The following is a 16,054-nucleotide window of genomic DNA, read 5'->3' as shown; positions in this document are numbered from 1 at the left end:
CATGGCGTTCGCGATCACCTGCCCCCTGTGCCGCCGCCGGATCGCCGACCTGACCGAGCGCTGCCCGGCGTGCGGCGGCGACCTGGGCGCGCTCGCGGGCCTCGTCGAGTTGGCCGACCGGCACTTCAACGACGCGGTACGCGCGGCGCGCCGCGGCCGATGGAACACCGCCGCCGAACACCTTGCGGTCACCCTCGCGCTCAACCCGGCCGACGCCGAGGCCCGCCAACTGCTCACCAAGGTCCGCTACCACCAGGACCCGAAGACCCTCCCGGACCGCCTGTGGCGCAAGGCCCGCACCCGACTGCCGTACGGCGAACGCCTGCCACCGACGCTGCCGCGCGGGGCGGACCTGCGCCGCCTCCTGGAGGCGGCGGGGAGACGGCCGGCGGCGGCACGAAAAGCGGAGTGACGGCCGGGCGGAACGGTGCGTACCGTTCCGGACCGGCCGTGGATGCCGGGTCTCGCGACCTACCATGGGTGACATGGACCGCGAGGAGTTCGACCGGTTGACCGCCATCGCCGACAGTGTGCGAACGCCGACCAACTACAAGATCGAGATCAGCGACGGCACGCTCGTGATGATGACCGGCCCATCCGGCATCCACGAGTTCATCGTGCTTCGCCTGCGCATGCGCATCGAGCGCGGGATCGCCGGTCGCGACGAGTGGGCCGGGATGGCGGTGCACGGCGGGATGGACGTCCTCGACGACACCAACCTGATAAGGCGCAACCCGGACGTGTGCGTCTTCCCGGAGGACGACCTGCTCACCGTGGAGAATCACGTCCCCGCCGCCGACCTGCGGCTTGCCGCCGAGGTCGTGTCGCGGTCGAACCCGGAGAACGACTGGGAGGCCAAGCTGCGCGACTACCCGCGTATGGGTATCCCGGTCTACCTGATCATCGACCCGCGCCAGGGCACGATCACGGTGAATTCCGAGCCGAAGGCCGGCCGGTACACCGCGCGGGCGGCCTACGCGTTCGGCCAGGACGTGCCGCTTCCCGGCTTCGGTTTCTCGATCACGACGGCGGACTTTCCCACGTACTGAGGGGCGGCCCGAGGCACCTCACAACATGTGGTCGGCCGTCAGGAGGATGGCGTGTAGGTCGATGGCCGCGTCCCAGGTGGCCCATGTGGAGAGCGCGGCGCCGCCGAGGGCGACCAGGGTGGCCGCGCCGGGGCGGCTCCACGGGGTGGGCCAGCGGTCGGCCGGGGTCGGCGCGAGCAGGGCGGCCACCCGGCGCGGGACCGGGCCGCCGGTCGCGGCCATCGCACCGCGCGGCGTGACGGGCCCGGCCAGCGCGGCCTTGCCCACCGCATGCGCCACGACCCGACGATCGCCCACCACGCGCGCCGCGGCCTCGTCCGCGCAGCGCTCCAGCGCGTATGCGATCGCCGTACGCATCGGCCGCAGCAGCGGATGCGCGCACATCGCCAGCGTCGCCACCAGCAGAACCCGATCGTGCCGGCCGCTCAGATGTGCTCGTTCGTGGGCCAGCAGCGCCCGTCGCTCGTCCGCGTCCAGCCGGGCCAGCATCGACGCCGAGACCACGATCCGAGGCCGGCGTCCGGGGAGCGCGAACGCGGTCGGCGGCCCGGTGGGCAACACGGTCAACTCCGTGTCGCCGGCCGCCGCGACCCCCGCGCGCAGCACCGCGAGCGCGCGCCGCCGACGCCACGACACGACCGCCACGCACACCAGGGCCGCGGTCAATGCCGCGCTCGCCAGCGAGCCGATCACCTGGACATTGGGAATGGAGGCGCGCACTTGCGGGTCCGACCAGTGGTCGGGCAGCGGTACGCCCGGGAGTTGCGCGGTGCCCACCACGGTCAGCAGGCCCAGGCTGATGGTCGCGCACAGCGCCAGTACCGAGGTCAGCGCGGTGAGCAGGCCCACCACGCGGCGCGGCGCGAGATGGTCGACCGCGAGCCGGGCCACGGGTACCGCGGTTATCGGCAGGAGCAGCGGCAGGTAGACGATCCAACGCACGCGACTACGACCCGCCCTCTTCCAACAACCGACGCAGCAGCGCCTCGTCGTCGGTGGACAGGTCGGAGACGAACCGTGCGAGCACCGCCTGCCGGTCGCCCTCCTTGTCCAGCACCTGTCGCATCCGCCGCGCGGCCAGCCCGGCCTCGTCGTACATCGGCGCGTACACGTACGAGCGGCCCGACCGGGTGCGCCGGAGCACGCCCTTGTCGTGCAGGCGGGACAGGATGGTCACCACCGTCGTGTAGGCCAGCTCGCCGGACAGTTGCTCCTGGACCGCGCCCGCACCCATCGCCGTCGGCGACGTCCACAGCAGCGACAGGATCTCGGACTCCAACTCGCCGGGGCCACGCCGCGCGGGCGGTCCGCCTGCTCTGCTTTCGGTCACTTCGGCCTCCGGTGGATGGGCACAGCGCCCCGGCAGCCTAAACGGTCGTGTTCCGGGATCGGCGACACGTACCCGTTCCGCCGGCCGCCGGCGCCGGTGTGCACCCGGCCGCGGCGGGCTCGGACCGGGGGTCGGATTCGGGTGCGCTTTCGGTACCCCGGATCGGCGCGTTCAGGCCCGGTAGCCGCGCATCGGTACGTCGAGCAGCACCTCGAAGTCCATCGGTGGGTCGACCGGGAAGCGCCCGCCCTCCTCGACCGAGGTCCGCCCGAACGCGGCGGCGGTGGCGGCGGCGATGGTGCGGGACCGGCCGCGGGCCGCCACCGCCGAGTCGGGGCGGCCGCCGGTGCGGACCGGCGTCAGGCGGCGGTGACCAGCGGACGACGAGGACCCTCGGCGGGGCCACTCCCGGTCGACGTCGCCTCGGCCGGCGCGGCGGCGCGGTCCACCCGGAGCGCACAGCCCTCCGCACGCAGCGCGTCGACCAGGACGTCGTGCCGCCGACCACGCCTGCGGGCCGGGTCGGCGTCGGCCGGAAGCAGCACGGCCACCCGCCGCTCGGGCAGCCCGCGGACGAAGGTCGCCAGTGCCTCGACGAGCCGATCGTGCTCGTCGTACACCACGCTCAGCGGCGCATCCACGCCGGACGCATCCCACGCGGCCACCAGGGCATCCCGCGCGGCCCGTTCGCCGGCCCGGGTGACGTGCACGGCGATCGCCCGACCGGCCGCTCTGTGCGCGGTGCACAACGCGGCGACGGCGGCGGCGTCCATCCGGGCGATCGGCACCACGACGGCCTGCGGACCGCCCTCGACCCGGCGCGCCTCGGCCCGGTGGATCGAGGCGGTGCGGCGGATTCCGGTGACCCGGCGGATGGCGGCGAACATGGCGGCCTCCTTTCGACCACCTCCAAGCCTCACCCCGAACCCGGCCGCCCGGCCCACCCGTTGACGCGCTCTTGGCGTCCGGGACACCGATCCGAGCGCATTCCTTACCCGGATCAGGCCGGCCCGAAGACCGTGGCACCCGGCACGTACGGGCTCAGCGACCAGGTGTTGTCACCACCCCACACCACGTGCTCGACGACCGCGACCCGGGCCCCGGTGTCCGTTCGCACGGCGGTGAGCAGGACCCGATACACCCCGTGGAACTCCGGCACCGGGGAGATCCTCACGTCGGTCCACCCCTGACCGCCGAACACCGCGACGCGTACGGCCGCATCGGTGCGCGCCGCGTGCGAACGCAGTCTGCCGCGCAGGCCGTCCGTGTCCTGTGCGTTGAGCAGCCGGACGTAGCGGCGCAGGTAGGGATCGATGGCGCCCTCGTCGGGCGGTCGGCGCGGATCGTGCAGGTACGTCACCAGGCCGATGAACGCGGCGAGCAGGGCGAGCGTGACCAGGACGGCTCGGCGGGCCGGTTGGGGCGGGGCGGAGATCGTGTCGAGGTGTGGGCGCACGTTGACTCACTCCAAGGGCGGCAGGTTCGTGCGGAGGAACGTCCGAGCGGGTCCTGACAAGCCTTCCCTGGTTGGCACGCACGACCGGGCCGGATGGTTCCGCGGCCCGGCGGGCGAACGGGTGGAGGAGGGTTCGGTTGCGTGTGGCGCTCGCCGGGCGGGCGGCGGTGAGCGTGCACTCGATCGCGGCGAAGGCCGCCCGCGCGGGCATGCCGGCGCTGGTCGGGGCCGCGAGAGCGCTGTGGGTGAGGCTGATCAACGGCCGGGCGCGTAAGCGGGCCCGCTGCGGAGCGAGCGGCGAACCGCGGCTGCGGAGCGGACGAGCACCCCGTCCGGTATCGAGCAACCGGCCACACGAACGCTCGTGGCCCAGCCCCCGACGGCCGCGTGGCGGACCGGCAACCCGTCGCGGAGCGGGCGGCGGCACCGCGGCTGCGGAGCAGACGAGCATCAGGCGCACCTCGGCTCGGCCGGTCATGCGCACGGGTCTCGGCTGTTCGGTGTCGGGTGGGTTGCTCGTTAGCTCCGCAGCCGCAGCCGCAGCCGCAGCCGCAGCCGCAGCCGCAGCCGCAGCCGCAGCCGCGGCTCGCTCCGCGAGGGCTGCCGGTCCGCTATGCGGCGGTTGGCACGTGGCGTCGGGTTGGTCGGGTGGTCTCGGTGGGGGATGGGCTTCGGTCGAGGTGGGGGATGGGGGCGCGGCCGTTGTGGGTGACCACTCGGCCGGCACGGAGGGTGATTCGGTCCTGTGGGCGGGTTTGCAGGGCCTCGGCGAGGGAGCCGGCCCGGACCGCGAACAGGTCGGCTGCGGCGCCCGGTTCGAGGCCGCCGGGCTCCAGGCCCAGGACGGTTCGGGCGTGCCCGGCCACCGCGGCCCAGGCCTGGGTCGGCGGCAGTCCGGTGGCGGCGGCCGTGGCCAGGGGGTCGGCCAGGCCCATGGGATGCCCCGCGTCGCGCAGGTGGTCGCCGCCGGCTGCGACGGTGACGCCCGCGGCGATCAGTTCGCGGATCGGCAGGCCGCAGCCGCGCTCCGAGGGCAGTGCCACGACCCGCATGCCGGAGGCGGCGATCGTCTCGCCGATCCGGCCGAGGGCGGACGGTGCGAGGCGGTTCAGGCCGGCCAGATGACCGGCGGTCACCGGGCGGTCGAAGCCCGACGCGCGCAGCAGTCGGGCCAGGTCGCCGACCGCGAGCAGCCGCGGGTCGAAGCCGTCGTCCAGGTGCAGGTCCAGGCCCACCCCGGCGCGGTCCGCGAGGCGCAACAGGCGGCGGATCTCCCGGCGGCAATCCGGTGCGAACCTCGGCTGCCCGCCGATCACGCCCGCGCCCGCACTCACCGCGTCCGTGATGGCGCGGTCGCTCGTCTCCGGCACCGGGACGGCGACGATCTGCAGGTCGAGCACACGATGGAACTCGGCGCGCAGTTCGGCCATCACCTCGACCGCGCGCAGCGGCGTACGGCCCTCGCCGACGTCCAGGTGCGTTCGCACAGCGGTCGCCCCGTGTCGGGCCAGCGTGCGCAACGCCTCGCGAGAGCGTCGCCGCAGGTCGCCGAGGTGGTAGCGGGCGGGCCGGACCAGCCAGGATCGCCACGCGCCGTCGCGCCCGTCCGGGTCCGAGCCCACCGGCTCCCAGGTCAGCGCGCGATCGAGGTGTACGTGCGGCTCGGCAGGTGCCGGCAGCAGCAGGTAGCCGGTCAGGTCCAACCCGGCGCAGGCCCCTCGGGCGAGCCGGCCCGGCTCGCGCAGCAGGCCGATCCGACCGTTGCGCAACACCACGTCGCGGGTACGCCCATCCGGCAGGGTGGCGCCGAACAAGGTGATCCTGTCGCTCATCGCTACCCCCTGAGACTCCGCCCGCGCGGACCGGCGCCGGCCGGCGCGGGCCTCGTACCGCATCGTCGTGCCGCCCGGCCCCACTGTGGCCGGGCGCTGTTGCGGCGGCGTTTCGGCATCGTTACGGACCACCCTTCGCGGGTGAAACGGGTACGTAACGCGACCGACGCCGACCGGCAACGGTGAAGCCGTACAACCGTCCCCATGACCATCACCGAGGCGCCCCCCGTCGCCGTACCGGGCCCCCGGCGCCGCCGGCAGCACCTGCCGGCCCGGCCCGGCACCGTGCTGTGGGGTTGGCTGCCCGGGGCCCGGGATCGCCCGGTGCTGCTCGCCGCCTCGGGCGAGACGCTGACCGTGGACACGGTGTCGCACGAGGGACTGCTCGGCGAACAGGGCCGCGACCCGGTCGCCTTCTTCGGCCGGCACCACATCCCGGCCGACCGTGTGCCGGAGGACCATCGCGCACTGGCCGCGTCCGACGTCGCGCACGATCCGGTCGTGGACGGTCCGCACGTGATCACCGGCCCGATCTCGGTGGCCGGCGCGCGTCCGGGTGACGTACTCGCGGTGCACCTGCTCGACCTGGCCCCGCGCACCTCCTACGGCGTACTGACCGAGCGGCACGGCCGAGGCCGCGGCACCCCGCCGGTCACCGTGTGCCCGATCCGGGACGGCGTCGCCCGGATCCCCACCGCGGCCGGCGACCTGGCGGTGCGGCTGCGGCCGAGTCTGGCGGTGCTCGGGGTGGCCACCCCCGACGGCCTGCGCCGACTGTCCACCCGGGTGGGTTCGCACGGCGGCAACCTCGACCTGCCGATCCTGGGCGCGGGCACCACCCTCCACCTGCCGGTGCAGACCGCCGGTGCCCTGCTCCACCTCGGCGGCCCGCGCCTGGCGCACGGCCACGGCGCGGCGCTGGAGGGGCCGCTTCGGGTCACCCTGCGCGTCGAGGTGATCTCGTATGAGGCGGCCCGCACGCGATTCGGCAACCCGCGCCGTCCGTTCGCGACCACGGCGGACGCGCTGATCCCACTGGGCATCGCCGCCGATCCGGCCCTCGCGCTGCGTCAGTGCGCCGCCCAGGGCGAGGAACTCCTGGTCGCCGGCCACGGCCTGACCCGCGATCAGGCCCGCACCTACCTGGGCGCCACCGCCGTATTCGGCACCGGCCGCACCGGCGCGCACGCCCGGATACCGCTGCCCGGGTAGCGGGGCCTTCCCGGCCGCGAACGGGCTCGCCACGCGGACGGCGCCGATCGCGATATCGAGCGGCGTCGCGAAGATGCCCGGGCGGTAGCGTTCCGGGATGAGCACTTCTTCCGCGACCGGGGCGACCGGGGCGACCGGGGCGGTCGGGGCGACCGCGGCGGCCTGGGCGACGGACGTCACCGAGGCGAACGAGCCCTGGCCCCGGACGGCCGCCGAGGCGTTGGCCGTGCAGGATCGGTTGCGGCCGTCGGTGGACACCGTGGGGCCCGGGCCGGGGCCGACGCAGGTGCGACTCGTGGCCGGGCTGGATGTGGCCTACGCCGAGGACTCGGACGAACTGGCCGCCGCCGTCGTGGTGTTGGACGCCCGCACGCATGCGGTGGTGGAGCGGTCCGTCGTGCACGGCGTGGCCACGTTTCCGTATGTGCCCGGCCTGTTCGCCTTCCGCGAGGTTCCGGCGTTGTGGGCCGCGCTCGAACAGCTCGACACCGCACCGGATCTGCTCGTCTGCGACGGTCAGGGGCTGGCCCATCCGCGCCGGTTCGGGCTGGCCTGCCACCTCGGCGTGCTGACCGGGCTGCCGACCGTCGGGGTCGGGAAGACGCCCTTCGTCGGCGTGTACGAGTCGCTGGGGGACAAGCGCGGCGATGCGGCCGACCTCGTGCACGAAGGGGGCGTGGTGGGGCGCGCGTTGCGCACCCGCGATGCGATCAAGCCGGTGTTCGTGTCGATCGGCCACGGCCTCGACCTGGACACGGCCTGCGCACACGTGCTGGCCCTCACCCCGCGCTACCGCCTCCCCGAGACCACCCGCCAGGCCGACCAGGCCTGCCGCCGGGCCCTGAAGGCCCATCGGGAAAGCGCACCGACGGCCGACCGGGCGACCCCTCGGCCGTAGTCGTAGCCATACCGAACGGCGGGCCGATCCGCGCCGCCCGGAACCGCGCCCCGGCCTCCTCGCGCGGCACGCGAAAGAGCCCCCGAACCACCTGCGCAAGGTGGTTCGGGGGCTCTTCGATCACCGGCTCCCCAAGGGGGGAGGATGGGGAGCCGGCTGCTTCATGGGTGGATCACCCGGTGCGGATCAGTCCGTCGCGATCGCTCGCAGGACGTTCATCCGCGCCGCCCGGAAGGCCGGCATCACGGCGGCCAGCAGGCCGACCACCGCTGCGGCGATCACGATGCCGATGACCGTGCCCCACGGGATCTCCAGGACGTCCAGGCCCTGCTTGGCCAGCAGACGCTGGGCCCCGATGCCCCACGCCATGCCGAGCGCGAGCCCGACCAGGGCGCCGAACACCGCGATCACCATGGACTCCAGGCGGATCATCCGGCGGATCTGCCGGCGCGAGGCGCCGATCGCCCGCATCAGGCCGATCTCCCTGGTGCGCTCGACCACCGACAGCGCCAGCGTGTTGATCACGCCGAGGATCGAGATGATGATCGCCAGGCCGAGCAGACCGTAGATCAGGTACAGGAACGTGTCGATCTGCTTGCCGATCAGTTCCTTGTAGTCGCTCTGGTCGCGAGCCTTGACCTGCGGGAAGGGATCGAGCGACGACTTGAGCGCGGCGCCGACCTTCTTCTCGTCCTGACCACTGGCCGCGTTGATGCTCACGCTCTGGTACTGCACGTTCGGGACGAACTTCTTCATGATCGTGTTCGGGATCACGAGGGTGTCGCCCATACCGATGACATCGTCGGACTTCTTGCGGATCGCGCCGACCTCGACCGTGGTCTTCTGCCCGTTCGGGAAGGCGAGTTCGATCTTGCCGCCGATGCCGAGGTGGTGATCCTTGGCGAAGTCCTCGCCGATGGCCGCCTTGCCCGCCGAGATGGCCGCGTCGCCGCTGCCCTGGAGGTAGGTGGTCCTGATCGTGCCGTCCATGCCCGGGTCCGAGCCGAGGACGAAGTCCTTCTTGGACTTGCCGTCCGCGGTGATCGTTGCGTTGCTCAGGGTCGAGGCGACCACTTCGCCGATGCCGGGCGTCTTGCGCACCGCTTGGACGATGGGCTCGGGGAAGGTACCGGTCATCGACTGGACGGTGTAGTCGGCGCCCAGGGACTTGTCGATCTGCTTGTCGAAGGAGGCCGACATCGACGAGGCCGCGACCGCCATACCGCTGACGAGGGCGACGCCGATCATGATCGCCGACGCGGTGGCGCCGGTACGACGCGGGTTGCGCAGTGCGTTCTCCCGGCTGAGCCGGCCCATCGAGCCGAACAGCTTCGGGTACCAGGAGGCCAGCGCCGGGACCACCGTGCGAGCCAGGAGCGGCGCCAGCACGATGAAGCCGAGCAGCGTGAACAGCACGCCCAGGCCGAGGAATCCGCCGCCCTGTCCGCCGTTCTCCGCGGTGGCCCCCGCGACCAGCGCGAGCGCCCCCAGGCCGAACAGCACCGCGCCGATGATCGAGCGGGTCTTGATCGACTTCTGCGGCGGCGCACCGGCCTCGCGCAGGGCCGCCATCGGGGCGACCTTGCCCGCGCGGCGGGCCGGGACGTACGCGGCGATCACGGTGACGATCACGCCGACCAGGTAGGCCACGATCGGAGTGGAGGTCTTGATCACCAGGGACGTGCCCTTGAGGTTGATCCCGACCGCGCTGATCAATGCCTTGAGGCCGACGGCCAATCCGAGGCCGGCCAGCAGGCCGAGCGTCGAGCCGACCACGCCCAGCAGGACCGCCTCCAGCAGCACCGAGCGGTTCACGTCCGCCCGGCTCGCGCCGATCGCCCGCATCAGGCCCAACTCGCGGGTGCGCTGGGCGACCAGCATCGAGAAGGTGTTGAAGATCAGGAAGATGCCGACCAGTACGGCGACACCGGCGAAGCCGAGCATCGCGTACTTCATCACGTTGAGGAAGCTGCCGAGCTGGTCGTTGGCGTCCTTGGCGGACTCCGCGGCCGTCTGGACCTCGAAGGTCTTCGGGTCGGCGAGCAGCTGCTGCACGCGCTGCTTGAGGTCCTGGTCGCTGACCCCGTTCGCGGCGGACACCGACACCGAGGTGACGACGTTCGGGTCGCCGAGCAGTCGCTGCGAGGCGGCCGCGTCGTCGAACGAGATCAGGGCCGCGCCGGGGTTGGTGGTGGTGAAGGTGACGATGCCGCTGACCTTGACCGGGAAGTCGCCGTTCGGTGCGATCACCCGCAGCTCGTCACCGATCTTGACGTGCTTCTTCTTCGCCGTGTCGGCGTCGATCAGCACCTCGGCCGGGCCCTTGGGCGCGGCACCGCTGGTGATCTTGACCGGCGTGCGGTCGGTCTCGAACCAGTTCGTGGCGATGGTCGGGGCACCCGAGGACGGGCCGACCGACTTGTTGTTCTTGTCGACCACGGTGAGCGATTCGAGGCTGACGTTGCCGTGCGCCTCCTTGACCCCGTCGACCTTGGCGATCTTTTCGATCACCGATCGCGGGAGCGTGGGCGTCTCCCCGGTGAGCGCGAGGTCGTCCTTGTCGAACTCGGACTTGGGCTTGACCGAGACGTCCGACGCCGTGGATTTGAACAGGTCGTCGAAGGTCTTGGTGATCGTGTCGGTGAATACCAGGGTGCCGGAGACGAACGCGACCGACAGCAGCACTGCCAGGGCGGACAGCACCATTCGCCCCTTGTGGGCGAGGAAGCTGCGGAACGTGGCTTTCAACATGGTGGGGGACTCTCCGCCTGTTTCAGCTGGTCCGGGCGCCGTCGAAGCGCTTCATGCGCTCCAGGACGGCGTCGGACGTGGGACGCAGCATCTCGTCGACGATTCGACCGTCTGCCAGGAACAGGACCCGGTCCGCGTAGGACGCCGCGTTCGGGTCGTGGGTGACCATCACGATGGTCTGACCGAGCTCGTTGACACTGCGCCGCAGGAACGCCAGCACCTCGGCGCCGGAACGCGAGTCGAGGTTGCCGGTCGGCTCGTCACCGAAGATGATCTCCGGCCGACTGGCCAGCGCACGGGCGCACGCGACGCGCTGCTGCTGACCACCGGAGAGCTCGCTCGGGCGGTGCTTGAGCCGGTCGCGCAGGCCGACGGTCTCGATCACGGTGTCCAGCCAGGCCTTGTCCGGCTTGCGGCCCGCGATGTCCATCGGCAGCGTGATGTTCTCCAGCGCGGTCAGCGTCGGGAGCAGGTTGAACGCCTGGAAGATGAAGCCGATGTTGTCGCGACGGAGCTTGGTGAGCGCCTTGTCCTTCAGGCCGGTGATCTCCGTGTCGCCGATCCAGCTCTGGCCGCTGCTCACCGAGTCGAGACCGGCGAGGCAGTGCATCAGGGTGGACTTGCCGGAGCCGGAGGGGCCCATGATCGCGGTGAACTGACCGCGGCCGATCTGGACGTCCACGCTGTCGAGAGCGACGACCCGGGTCTCGCCTTCGCCGTACGCCTTGGTGAGCTGCTGCGCGCGGGCGGCGATGGTGCCCCTGGAGTCCGCGTCGGTCATGGCAGCCGTGGCCGTAGTCACGAGTCTGTCCCCCAGTCGAGGTGGTAACGGTGGCGCGCTCCGCGTTTTGCAGTGCACAGGATCACCGTAGGGGGGATGCGGGCTCGGCGAATCCTCTCGAAGGACAGACCCGCTCGTCCTACGCAGGGAGGACCCCGAGTACGCCGATCGACCCTTGCCCCTAGGGGAGGCCCGTACCGGTGAGGTACGTCTCCGAGCGGAGTGAAAGACTCGTCACGCTGCGTTCACCTCGGTTGTACCAACGATCCGCATCCGGGCCGGGGTTCCCGAAATGTCGCGACCGGCCTCGGCGCACCGCGGGCGGGGGTGCCGTCAGTCTTGCGAGGGACCCTCCGTGGGCCTGTGGTTGGCGACGATCGCGGCGCCGATTTCGGCCAGGGCGCGGCGCAGGCTCGGCGGGGACACCGCCTCCACGTGCGCGCCCAGCGCGACCAGTTGGCCCACCGCGACCTCCTCGGACTCGGTGTGCAGTCGCAGTTCGCGCCAACCGGCCGGATCAGGCGGTCCGACCGAGGCGAGCGCGTCCGCGGCGACCACCGGGCCGAAGACGCGCGGCAGTTGGCGCAACCCGAACGGTGACACCCGGATCACGCAGGCCGACCGCATCAGCGAGCGGGCGAAATCGTCGTTGCTGTGCGTCCACCACGCCCCGAGGTCGAAGCCGTCGGGTCGGTCGAAGCGCTCCGGCCGGGCGCTCGCGGCCACCACGCGGGACACCCGATAGCTGCGGATGTCGGAGCGGTGGCGGGCGACCAGATACCAGACGCCGGCCTTCAGGACGAGGCCGAGCGGGTCGAGCCGGCGGGTCACCTCGCGGTCGCGGCGCGCGTAGCGCAGGTCGAGTCGGCGACCGGTCCACACCGCACTCGCGACCTCGGTCAGGCACGGGACGTCCTCGTCGTGCTGGAACCAGCCCGGCGCGTCCAGGTGGAAGCGCTGCCGAACCCGACCCGCGCGGGTGCGCAGGTCGGCGGGCAGCGTGGCCATCACCTTGGTCTGCGCCGCGACGAGCACGGTGTCCAGGCCCAGCGCGTCCGCGGCGTGCGGCGCGCCGGACAGGAACAGCGCGGCGGCCTCGTCGCCGGTGAGCCCGTCCAGTCTGGTCCGCCAACCCTCGACCAGCCGGATCCCGCCGCGCGGCCCGGTCTCGGTCCACAGCGGTACGCCGGAGCTTTGCAGCGCGGCGACGTCGCGGTAGACGGTGCGGACCGACACCTCCAGCTCGATTGCCAGCTCGGCGGCGGTGGCCCCGCCGGGGCGGTTCTGGAGGTGGAGGAGGAGAGCCACCAGTCGACCGGATCGCATGACCCGAAACTAGCCCGGAATCCTTGCCAACGGTTGTCAGGGATGGTGGGGCAGGATCTGCAATATGACGAGTTGGGCGGAGTTCGAGAAGGCCGAGCCGGAGTTCGCGGCGACGGTGCGGGAGCGGTTCGGGATGTACAAACACCACGTGCTGGGCACGGTGCGGCGGGACGGCGCGCCTCGGCTGAGCGGGCTGGAGGCGGACTTCCGGTTCGAGCAGATGTGGCTCGGCATGATGCCGGGTTCGTTGAAGGCGCGGGATCTGCTGCGCGACCCACGATTCTCGATCTTCGCCAATCCGGGGGAGGGCGCGGAGATGGAGCACGGGGACGTGCGGGTGAGCGGGCGGGCGGTGGAGGTCGTGGACGACGCGGTCAAGGGTGGGTACGCGGCCGAGACGAATCCGCCGGAGCCGTTTCATCTGTTTCGGGTGGAGTTGGAAGAGGTGAGTCGGATGGGGGTCGAGGGGGAGGAGATGGTCATCCGGGTCTGGCGGCCGGGGGCGCCGGTACGCACGATTCGGCGGGGCAACGATGGGGCGCCTGCGCGCGAGGAGGGTTGAGGGGAGGTTGGCCTCAAACGCCGGCGGGGCTGCTTGGCCTCAAGCGCCGGCCGGGCTGGTTCGCCTCAAGCGCCGGCGAGGCTGATTTGGCCTCAAGCGCCGGCCGGGCTGGGGTTGGGGTGGCGGGCGCTTGAGGCTTGGGTTCAGGTGGGGGGATTGAGGCCCTGGCCTCTGTGGAGGTGGAGGGTTCGGGTGATGGCGATGTTGGTGAGGAAGGGGCGGTCGTGGGTGGCTACCAGGAGGGCTCCTCGGTAGGCGTTGACGGCCTGTTCGAGTTGGCGGACCGAGGCCAGGTCCAGGTTGTTGGTGGGCTCGTCGAGGATCAGTAGGTGTGGCGGCGGGTCGGCGGACAGGAGTGCGGCCAGGACCGCGCGGAAACGTTCGCCGCCGGAGAGGGTGCCCACCGGTTGTTCGGAGCGGTTGCCCCTGAACAGGAAGTGGGCCAGCCGGCCGCGCAGTTCCGCGTCCGAGGCCGAAGGCGCGAAGCGGCGCACGTTGGCCAGGACACTTTCGTCCTCGTCCAGTACGTCCAGCCGCTGGGGCAGATGCCGCACCCCCTCGACGCCGATGCGCACGGTGCCCTCGGCCGGTTGCTCCGCGCCGGTGAGCAGCCGAAGCAGCGTGGTCTTGCCCGAGCCGTTGTCGCCGGTCAGCGCGATGCGTTCGGGGCCGCGCACGATCAGGTCCAGGCCGTCCGGGCCGTACAGTCCGTCCGCGGTGTTCACGCCCTCGGCCACGAGCACCGTGCGCCCGGCGGGCACCTCGGTCTCCGGCAGCTCGATCCGGATCTCCTTGTCCTCGCGTACCGCGTCCTTGGCCTCGGACAACCGCGTGCGGGCATCGTCGAGTCGGCCCTCGTGGGTGCCCCTGAGCTTGCCCGCGGAGACCTCGGCGGCCCGCTTGAGGTTGCCCGCGACGATCCGGGGCACGCCGCCTTCCAACTGGGCCTTGCGGCCGGTCCGAACCCGACGGGCCAGTCGTACCTGGGCCTCGGCCAGTTCCCTCTTCTGCTTGCGCAGGTCGGTCTGTGCGGTGCGGACCAGTCGCTCGGCGGTCGCGCGTTCCTGTTCCAGGACCTCCAGATACGCACTCAGATTTCCGCCGTGGGTGCGGGCCCGGTCCGGGAGCAATTCGACGATCCGGTCCACCAGGTCGAGCAGGACCCGGTCGTGGCTGACCACCAGGAGCACGCCCGGATAGCCGCGCACCGCGTCGTACAGCCGCTCGCGCGCGGACGCGTCGAGGTTGTTGGTCGGCTCGTCCAGGAGCAGTACGTCGGGACGGCGCAGCAACAACGCGGCCAGCCCGAGCAGTACCGACTCGCCGCCGGACAGCGTGCCGACCGTGCGGTCGAGGTCGACGTGCGGCAGCCCGAGCCGGTCCAGTTGTGCCCGGGCGCGTTCCTCGACGTCCCAGTCGTCGCCGACCGCGTCGAAGTGCCGGACGTCCGCGTCGCCGGCCTCGATCGCCAGCAGTGCGGCGCGCGTTTCGGCGATGCCCAGTACGTCGTCGACGCGCCGGGCCGCGTCGAGCGGGAGGTGCTGCGGCAGGTAGCCGAGGTCGCTGCCGACGGTGATCGAGCCGGATGTGGGCCGCAGGGCGCCGGCGATCAGTTTGAGCAGGGTCGACTTGCCGGCGCCGTTCACCCCGACCAGGCCGGTTCGGCCGTTGCCGATGGCGAGATCGAGGCCGGCGCAGACGGGGGTTCCGTCCGGCCAGGCGAAGGACAGGTCGGAACAGACGATCGCGGGGGTGGTCGGAAAAGACATGGGGCGGCTCCCTGGGACGCGTGGTGAACGGATCGCGTGGGACACCGCGCGGCGGGATCGGGAGGGGCCGGACATGAAGAAGTCGTCCGGGATGGCCACACCGAGGTCGAGAACGCGACCGCGAGCACGAGGAGCTCGAGCGGCGCGATGTCCGGACCTCAGATGCGCAACAGACCATCCAAACGGACGACAATGTGACCGAGCCAGGGTAACCCCGGACCGGCGCAGACCTCAAAGGGTTTTTCCGTCCGGTGGGGTGGGGGGCTCCGGATCGGCGTCGGTGGGGGCGGAGCGCGCGGCCTCGTTCCGGGCCTCGGCCGGGCCGGCCCGGCGATCCAGGTGGTACGCGAACGCGGCCGTGCCGATCAGCAGCACGAGCGGCGCGGCGAAGGCGGCCAGGACGTGTACCCGGAGCACCAGCGACGCGCCGGAGAACGCGCCGAGCGCCATCGCGAACGCGGCGAGCAGTCGGCGGCCCGCGCGCGAGCCGGGCCCGCCGAACAGGCGCATGTCCGCGGCCAGGCCGGTGAGCGTCTGGGACAACACCGTGGTGGTCAGGTCCGGTACGGCCAGCCGCCGGGCCACCGCGTTCTGGAGTCCCATGGCCAGGCCGAGGAGCACGATCAGCGTGTACCGCTCGCCGGTGCCCTGCCCGCTCACCGCCGCGGCCACCACCAGGGCCACCGCGATCGGCACGGCCTGGAGCGTGCAGCCGATCCGGAGCAGGTGCAGCCGCCGGTCGCCGAACGTGGCGCCGAGTCGGCCACCGGCGGCGGCGCCCACCAGGAATGCGGCCAGCGCGGCCATCGAGGCGGCCACGGACAGTCCCGGGGCGCCGGCCAGGGCGAAGCCGGTGAAGACCACGTTGCCGGTCATGTTCGCGACGAACACCCGGCCCAGTTCGAGGTAGCTGAGCGCGTCCACCAGGCCGGTCACCACGGTGAGCACGATCAGCAGTGGCGGAAGTGGGCCCACCTCGCGGGGTGGTACGAGGGTGTCCCTCGCCTCCCGAAGCGTTCGGTGCATCGAGGCCCCCTTCGGCTCGGCCGTGCTCCGGGCGGCCTCGAACGCGGGCCCGGGCCGACTCC

General features: G+C 72.3%; 16 protein-coding genes. 5 read left to right on the top strand and 11 right to left on the bottom strand.

The window, feature by feature from the left end; all coding sequences use genetic code 11:
- Window position 1 precedes the first annotated feature (1 nt).
- Window positions 2–412 carry a hypothetical protein gene (locus ACFZBU_RS10360; protein ID WP_391583040.1) on the top strand — a complete coding sequence of 137 codons (411 nt, stop codon included), beginning with the start codon at window positions 2–4 and terminating at the stop codon, window positions 410–412.
- 73 nt (window positions 413–485) lie between these two features.
- Window positions 486–1,049 (top strand): Uma2 family endonuclease, encoded by a 564-nt coding sequence (locus tag ACFZBU_RS10355; protein WP_391583039.1) that lies wholly within the window; start codon window positions 486–488, stop codon window positions 1,047–1,049.
- An 18-nt stretch (window positions 1,050–1,067) separates the two neighbouring features.
- On the opposite strand, the gene ACFZBU_RS10350 is transcribed toward ACFZBU_RS10355, so the two are convergent.
- From ACFZBU_RS10350 to ACFZBU_RS10325, 6 genes are all read right to left on the bottom strand, one after another.
- Complete coding sequence (locus tag ACFZBU_RS10350; RefSeq protein ID WP_391583038.1) at window positions 1,068–1,991, bottom strand: M56 family metallopeptidase; 924 nt, start codon at window positions 1,989–1,991, stop codon at window positions 1,068–1,070.
- A 4-nt stretch (window positions 1,992–1,995) separates the two neighbouring features.
- Entirely contained in the window at window positions 1,996–2,379 is a 384-nt protein-coding gene (locus ACFZBU_RS10345) for a BlaI/MecI/CopY family transcriptional regulator (RefSeq protein ID WP_391583037.1), read from the bottom strand.
- A gap of 171 nt (window positions 2,380–2,550) precedes the next feature.
- Window positions 2,551–2,703, bottom strand: a complete 153-nt coding sequence (locus ACFZBU_RS10340; RefSeq protein ID WP_391583036.1) for a hypothetical protein — start codon at window positions 2,701–2,703, stop codon at window positions 2,551–2,553.
- A 35-nt stretch (window positions 2,704–2,738) separates the two neighbouring features.
- Window positions 2,739–3,266: a hypothetical protein gene (locus ACFZBU_RS10335; RefSeq protein ID WP_391583035.1), complete on the bottom strand. Its 528-nt coding sequence runs from the start codon at window positions 3,264–3,266 to the stop codon at window positions 2,739–2,741.
- 113 nt (window positions 3,267–3,379) lie between these two features.
- The gene (locus ACFZBU_RS10330) at window positions 3,380–3,835 is read right to left on the bottom strand and encodes a hypothetical protein (RefSeq protein WP_391583034.1); all 456 of its coding nucleotides are present in this window, start codon (window positions 3,833–3,835) and stop codon (window positions 3,380–3,382) included.
- Window positions 3,836–4,446: 611 nt separating this feature from the next.
- Window positions 4,447–5,667, bottom strand: a complete 1,221-nt coding sequence (locus ACFZBU_RS10325; protein ID WP_391583033.1) for an amidohydrolase family protein — start codon at window positions 5,665–5,667, stop codon at window positions 4,447–4,449.
- 204 nt (window positions 5,668–5,871) lie between these two features.
- On the opposite strand from ACFZBU_RS10325, the gene ACFZBU_RS10320 reads away from it, so the two are divergent.
- Both ACFZBU_RS10320 and ACFZBU_RS10315 read left to right on the top strand, forming a co-directional pair.
- Window positions 5,872–6,879: an acetamidase/formamidase family protein gene (locus tag ACFZBU_RS10320; RefSeq protein ID WP_391583032.1), complete on the top strand. Its 1,008-nt coding sequence runs from the start codon at window positions 5,872–5,874 to the stop codon at window positions 6,877–6,879.
- A gap of 97 nt (window positions 6,880–6,976) precedes the next feature.
- Window positions 6,977–7,777 carry an endonuclease V gene (locus ACFZBU_RS10315; protein ID WP_391583031.1) on the top strand — a complete coding sequence of 267 codons (801 nt, stop codon included), beginning with the start codon at window positions 6,977–6,979 and terminating at the stop codon, window positions 7,775–7,777.
- 186 nt (window positions 7,778–7,963) lie between these two features.
- Here ACFZBU_RS10315 and ACFZBU_RS10310 read toward each other — a convergent pair whose 3' ends face one another.
- The 3 genes from ACFZBU_RS10310 to ACFZBU_RS10300 form a co-directional block, all read right to left on the bottom strand.
- Window positions 7,964–10,528 carry an ABC transporter permease gene (locus tag ACFZBU_RS10310; protein ID WP_391583030.1) on the bottom strand — a complete coding sequence of 855 codons (2,565 nt, stop codon included), beginning with the start codon at window positions 10,526–10,528 and terminating at the stop codon, window positions 7,964–7,966.
- A gap of 22 nt (window positions 10,529–10,550) precedes the next feature.
- Window positions 10,551–11,309, bottom strand: a complete 759-nt coding sequence (locus tag ACFZBU_RS10305) for an ABC transporter ATP-binding protein (RefSeq protein ID WP_391583089.1) — start codon at window positions 11,307–11,309, stop codon at window positions 10,551–10,553.
- A 333-nt stretch (window positions 11,310–11,642) separates the two neighbouring features.
- A complete protein-coding gene (locus ACFZBU_RS10300) occupies window positions 11,643–12,635 on the bottom strand; it encodes a helix-turn-helix transcriptional regulator (RefSeq protein WP_391583029.1) in 993 nt (330 codons plus the stop codon).
- Between the two features lie 64 nt (window positions 12,636–12,699).
- Here ACFZBU_RS10300 and ACFZBU_RS10295 point away from each other — a divergent pair, with 64 nt between their 5' ends.
- A complete protein-coding gene (locus ACFZBU_RS10295) occupies window positions 12,700–13,197 on the top strand; it encodes a pyridoxamine 5'-phosphate oxidase family protein (protein WP_391583028.1) in 498 nt (165 codons plus the stop codon).
- A 143-nt stretch (window positions 13,198–13,340) separates the two neighbouring features.
- Here ACFZBU_RS10295 and ACFZBU_RS10290 read toward each other — a convergent pair whose 3' ends face one another.
- Together ACFZBU_RS10290 and ACFZBU_RS10285 are read right to left on the bottom strand one after the other, a co-directional pair.
- A complete protein-coding gene (locus ACFZBU_RS10290; protein ID WP_391583027.1) occupies window positions 13,341–14,966 on the bottom strand; it encodes an ABC-F family ATP-binding cassette domain-containing protein in 1,626 nt (541 codons plus the stop codon).
- Between the two features lie 231 nt (window positions 14,967–15,197).
- Window positions 15,198–15,992 (bottom strand): YoaK family protein, encoded by a 795-nt coding sequence (locus ACFZBU_RS10285; protein WP_391583026.1) that lies wholly within the window; start codon window positions 15,990–15,992, stop codon window positions 15,198–15,200.
- Window positions 15,993–16,054: the final 62 nt, after the last annotated feature.

Source organism: Embleya sp. NPDC008237 (genome assembly GCF_042956465.1).
Taxonomy (GTDB): domain Bacteria; phylum Actinomycetota; class Actinomycetes; order Streptomycetales; family Streptomycetaceae; genus Embleya.
This window is presented reverse-complemented; position numbering and strand designations above follow the sequence as displayed.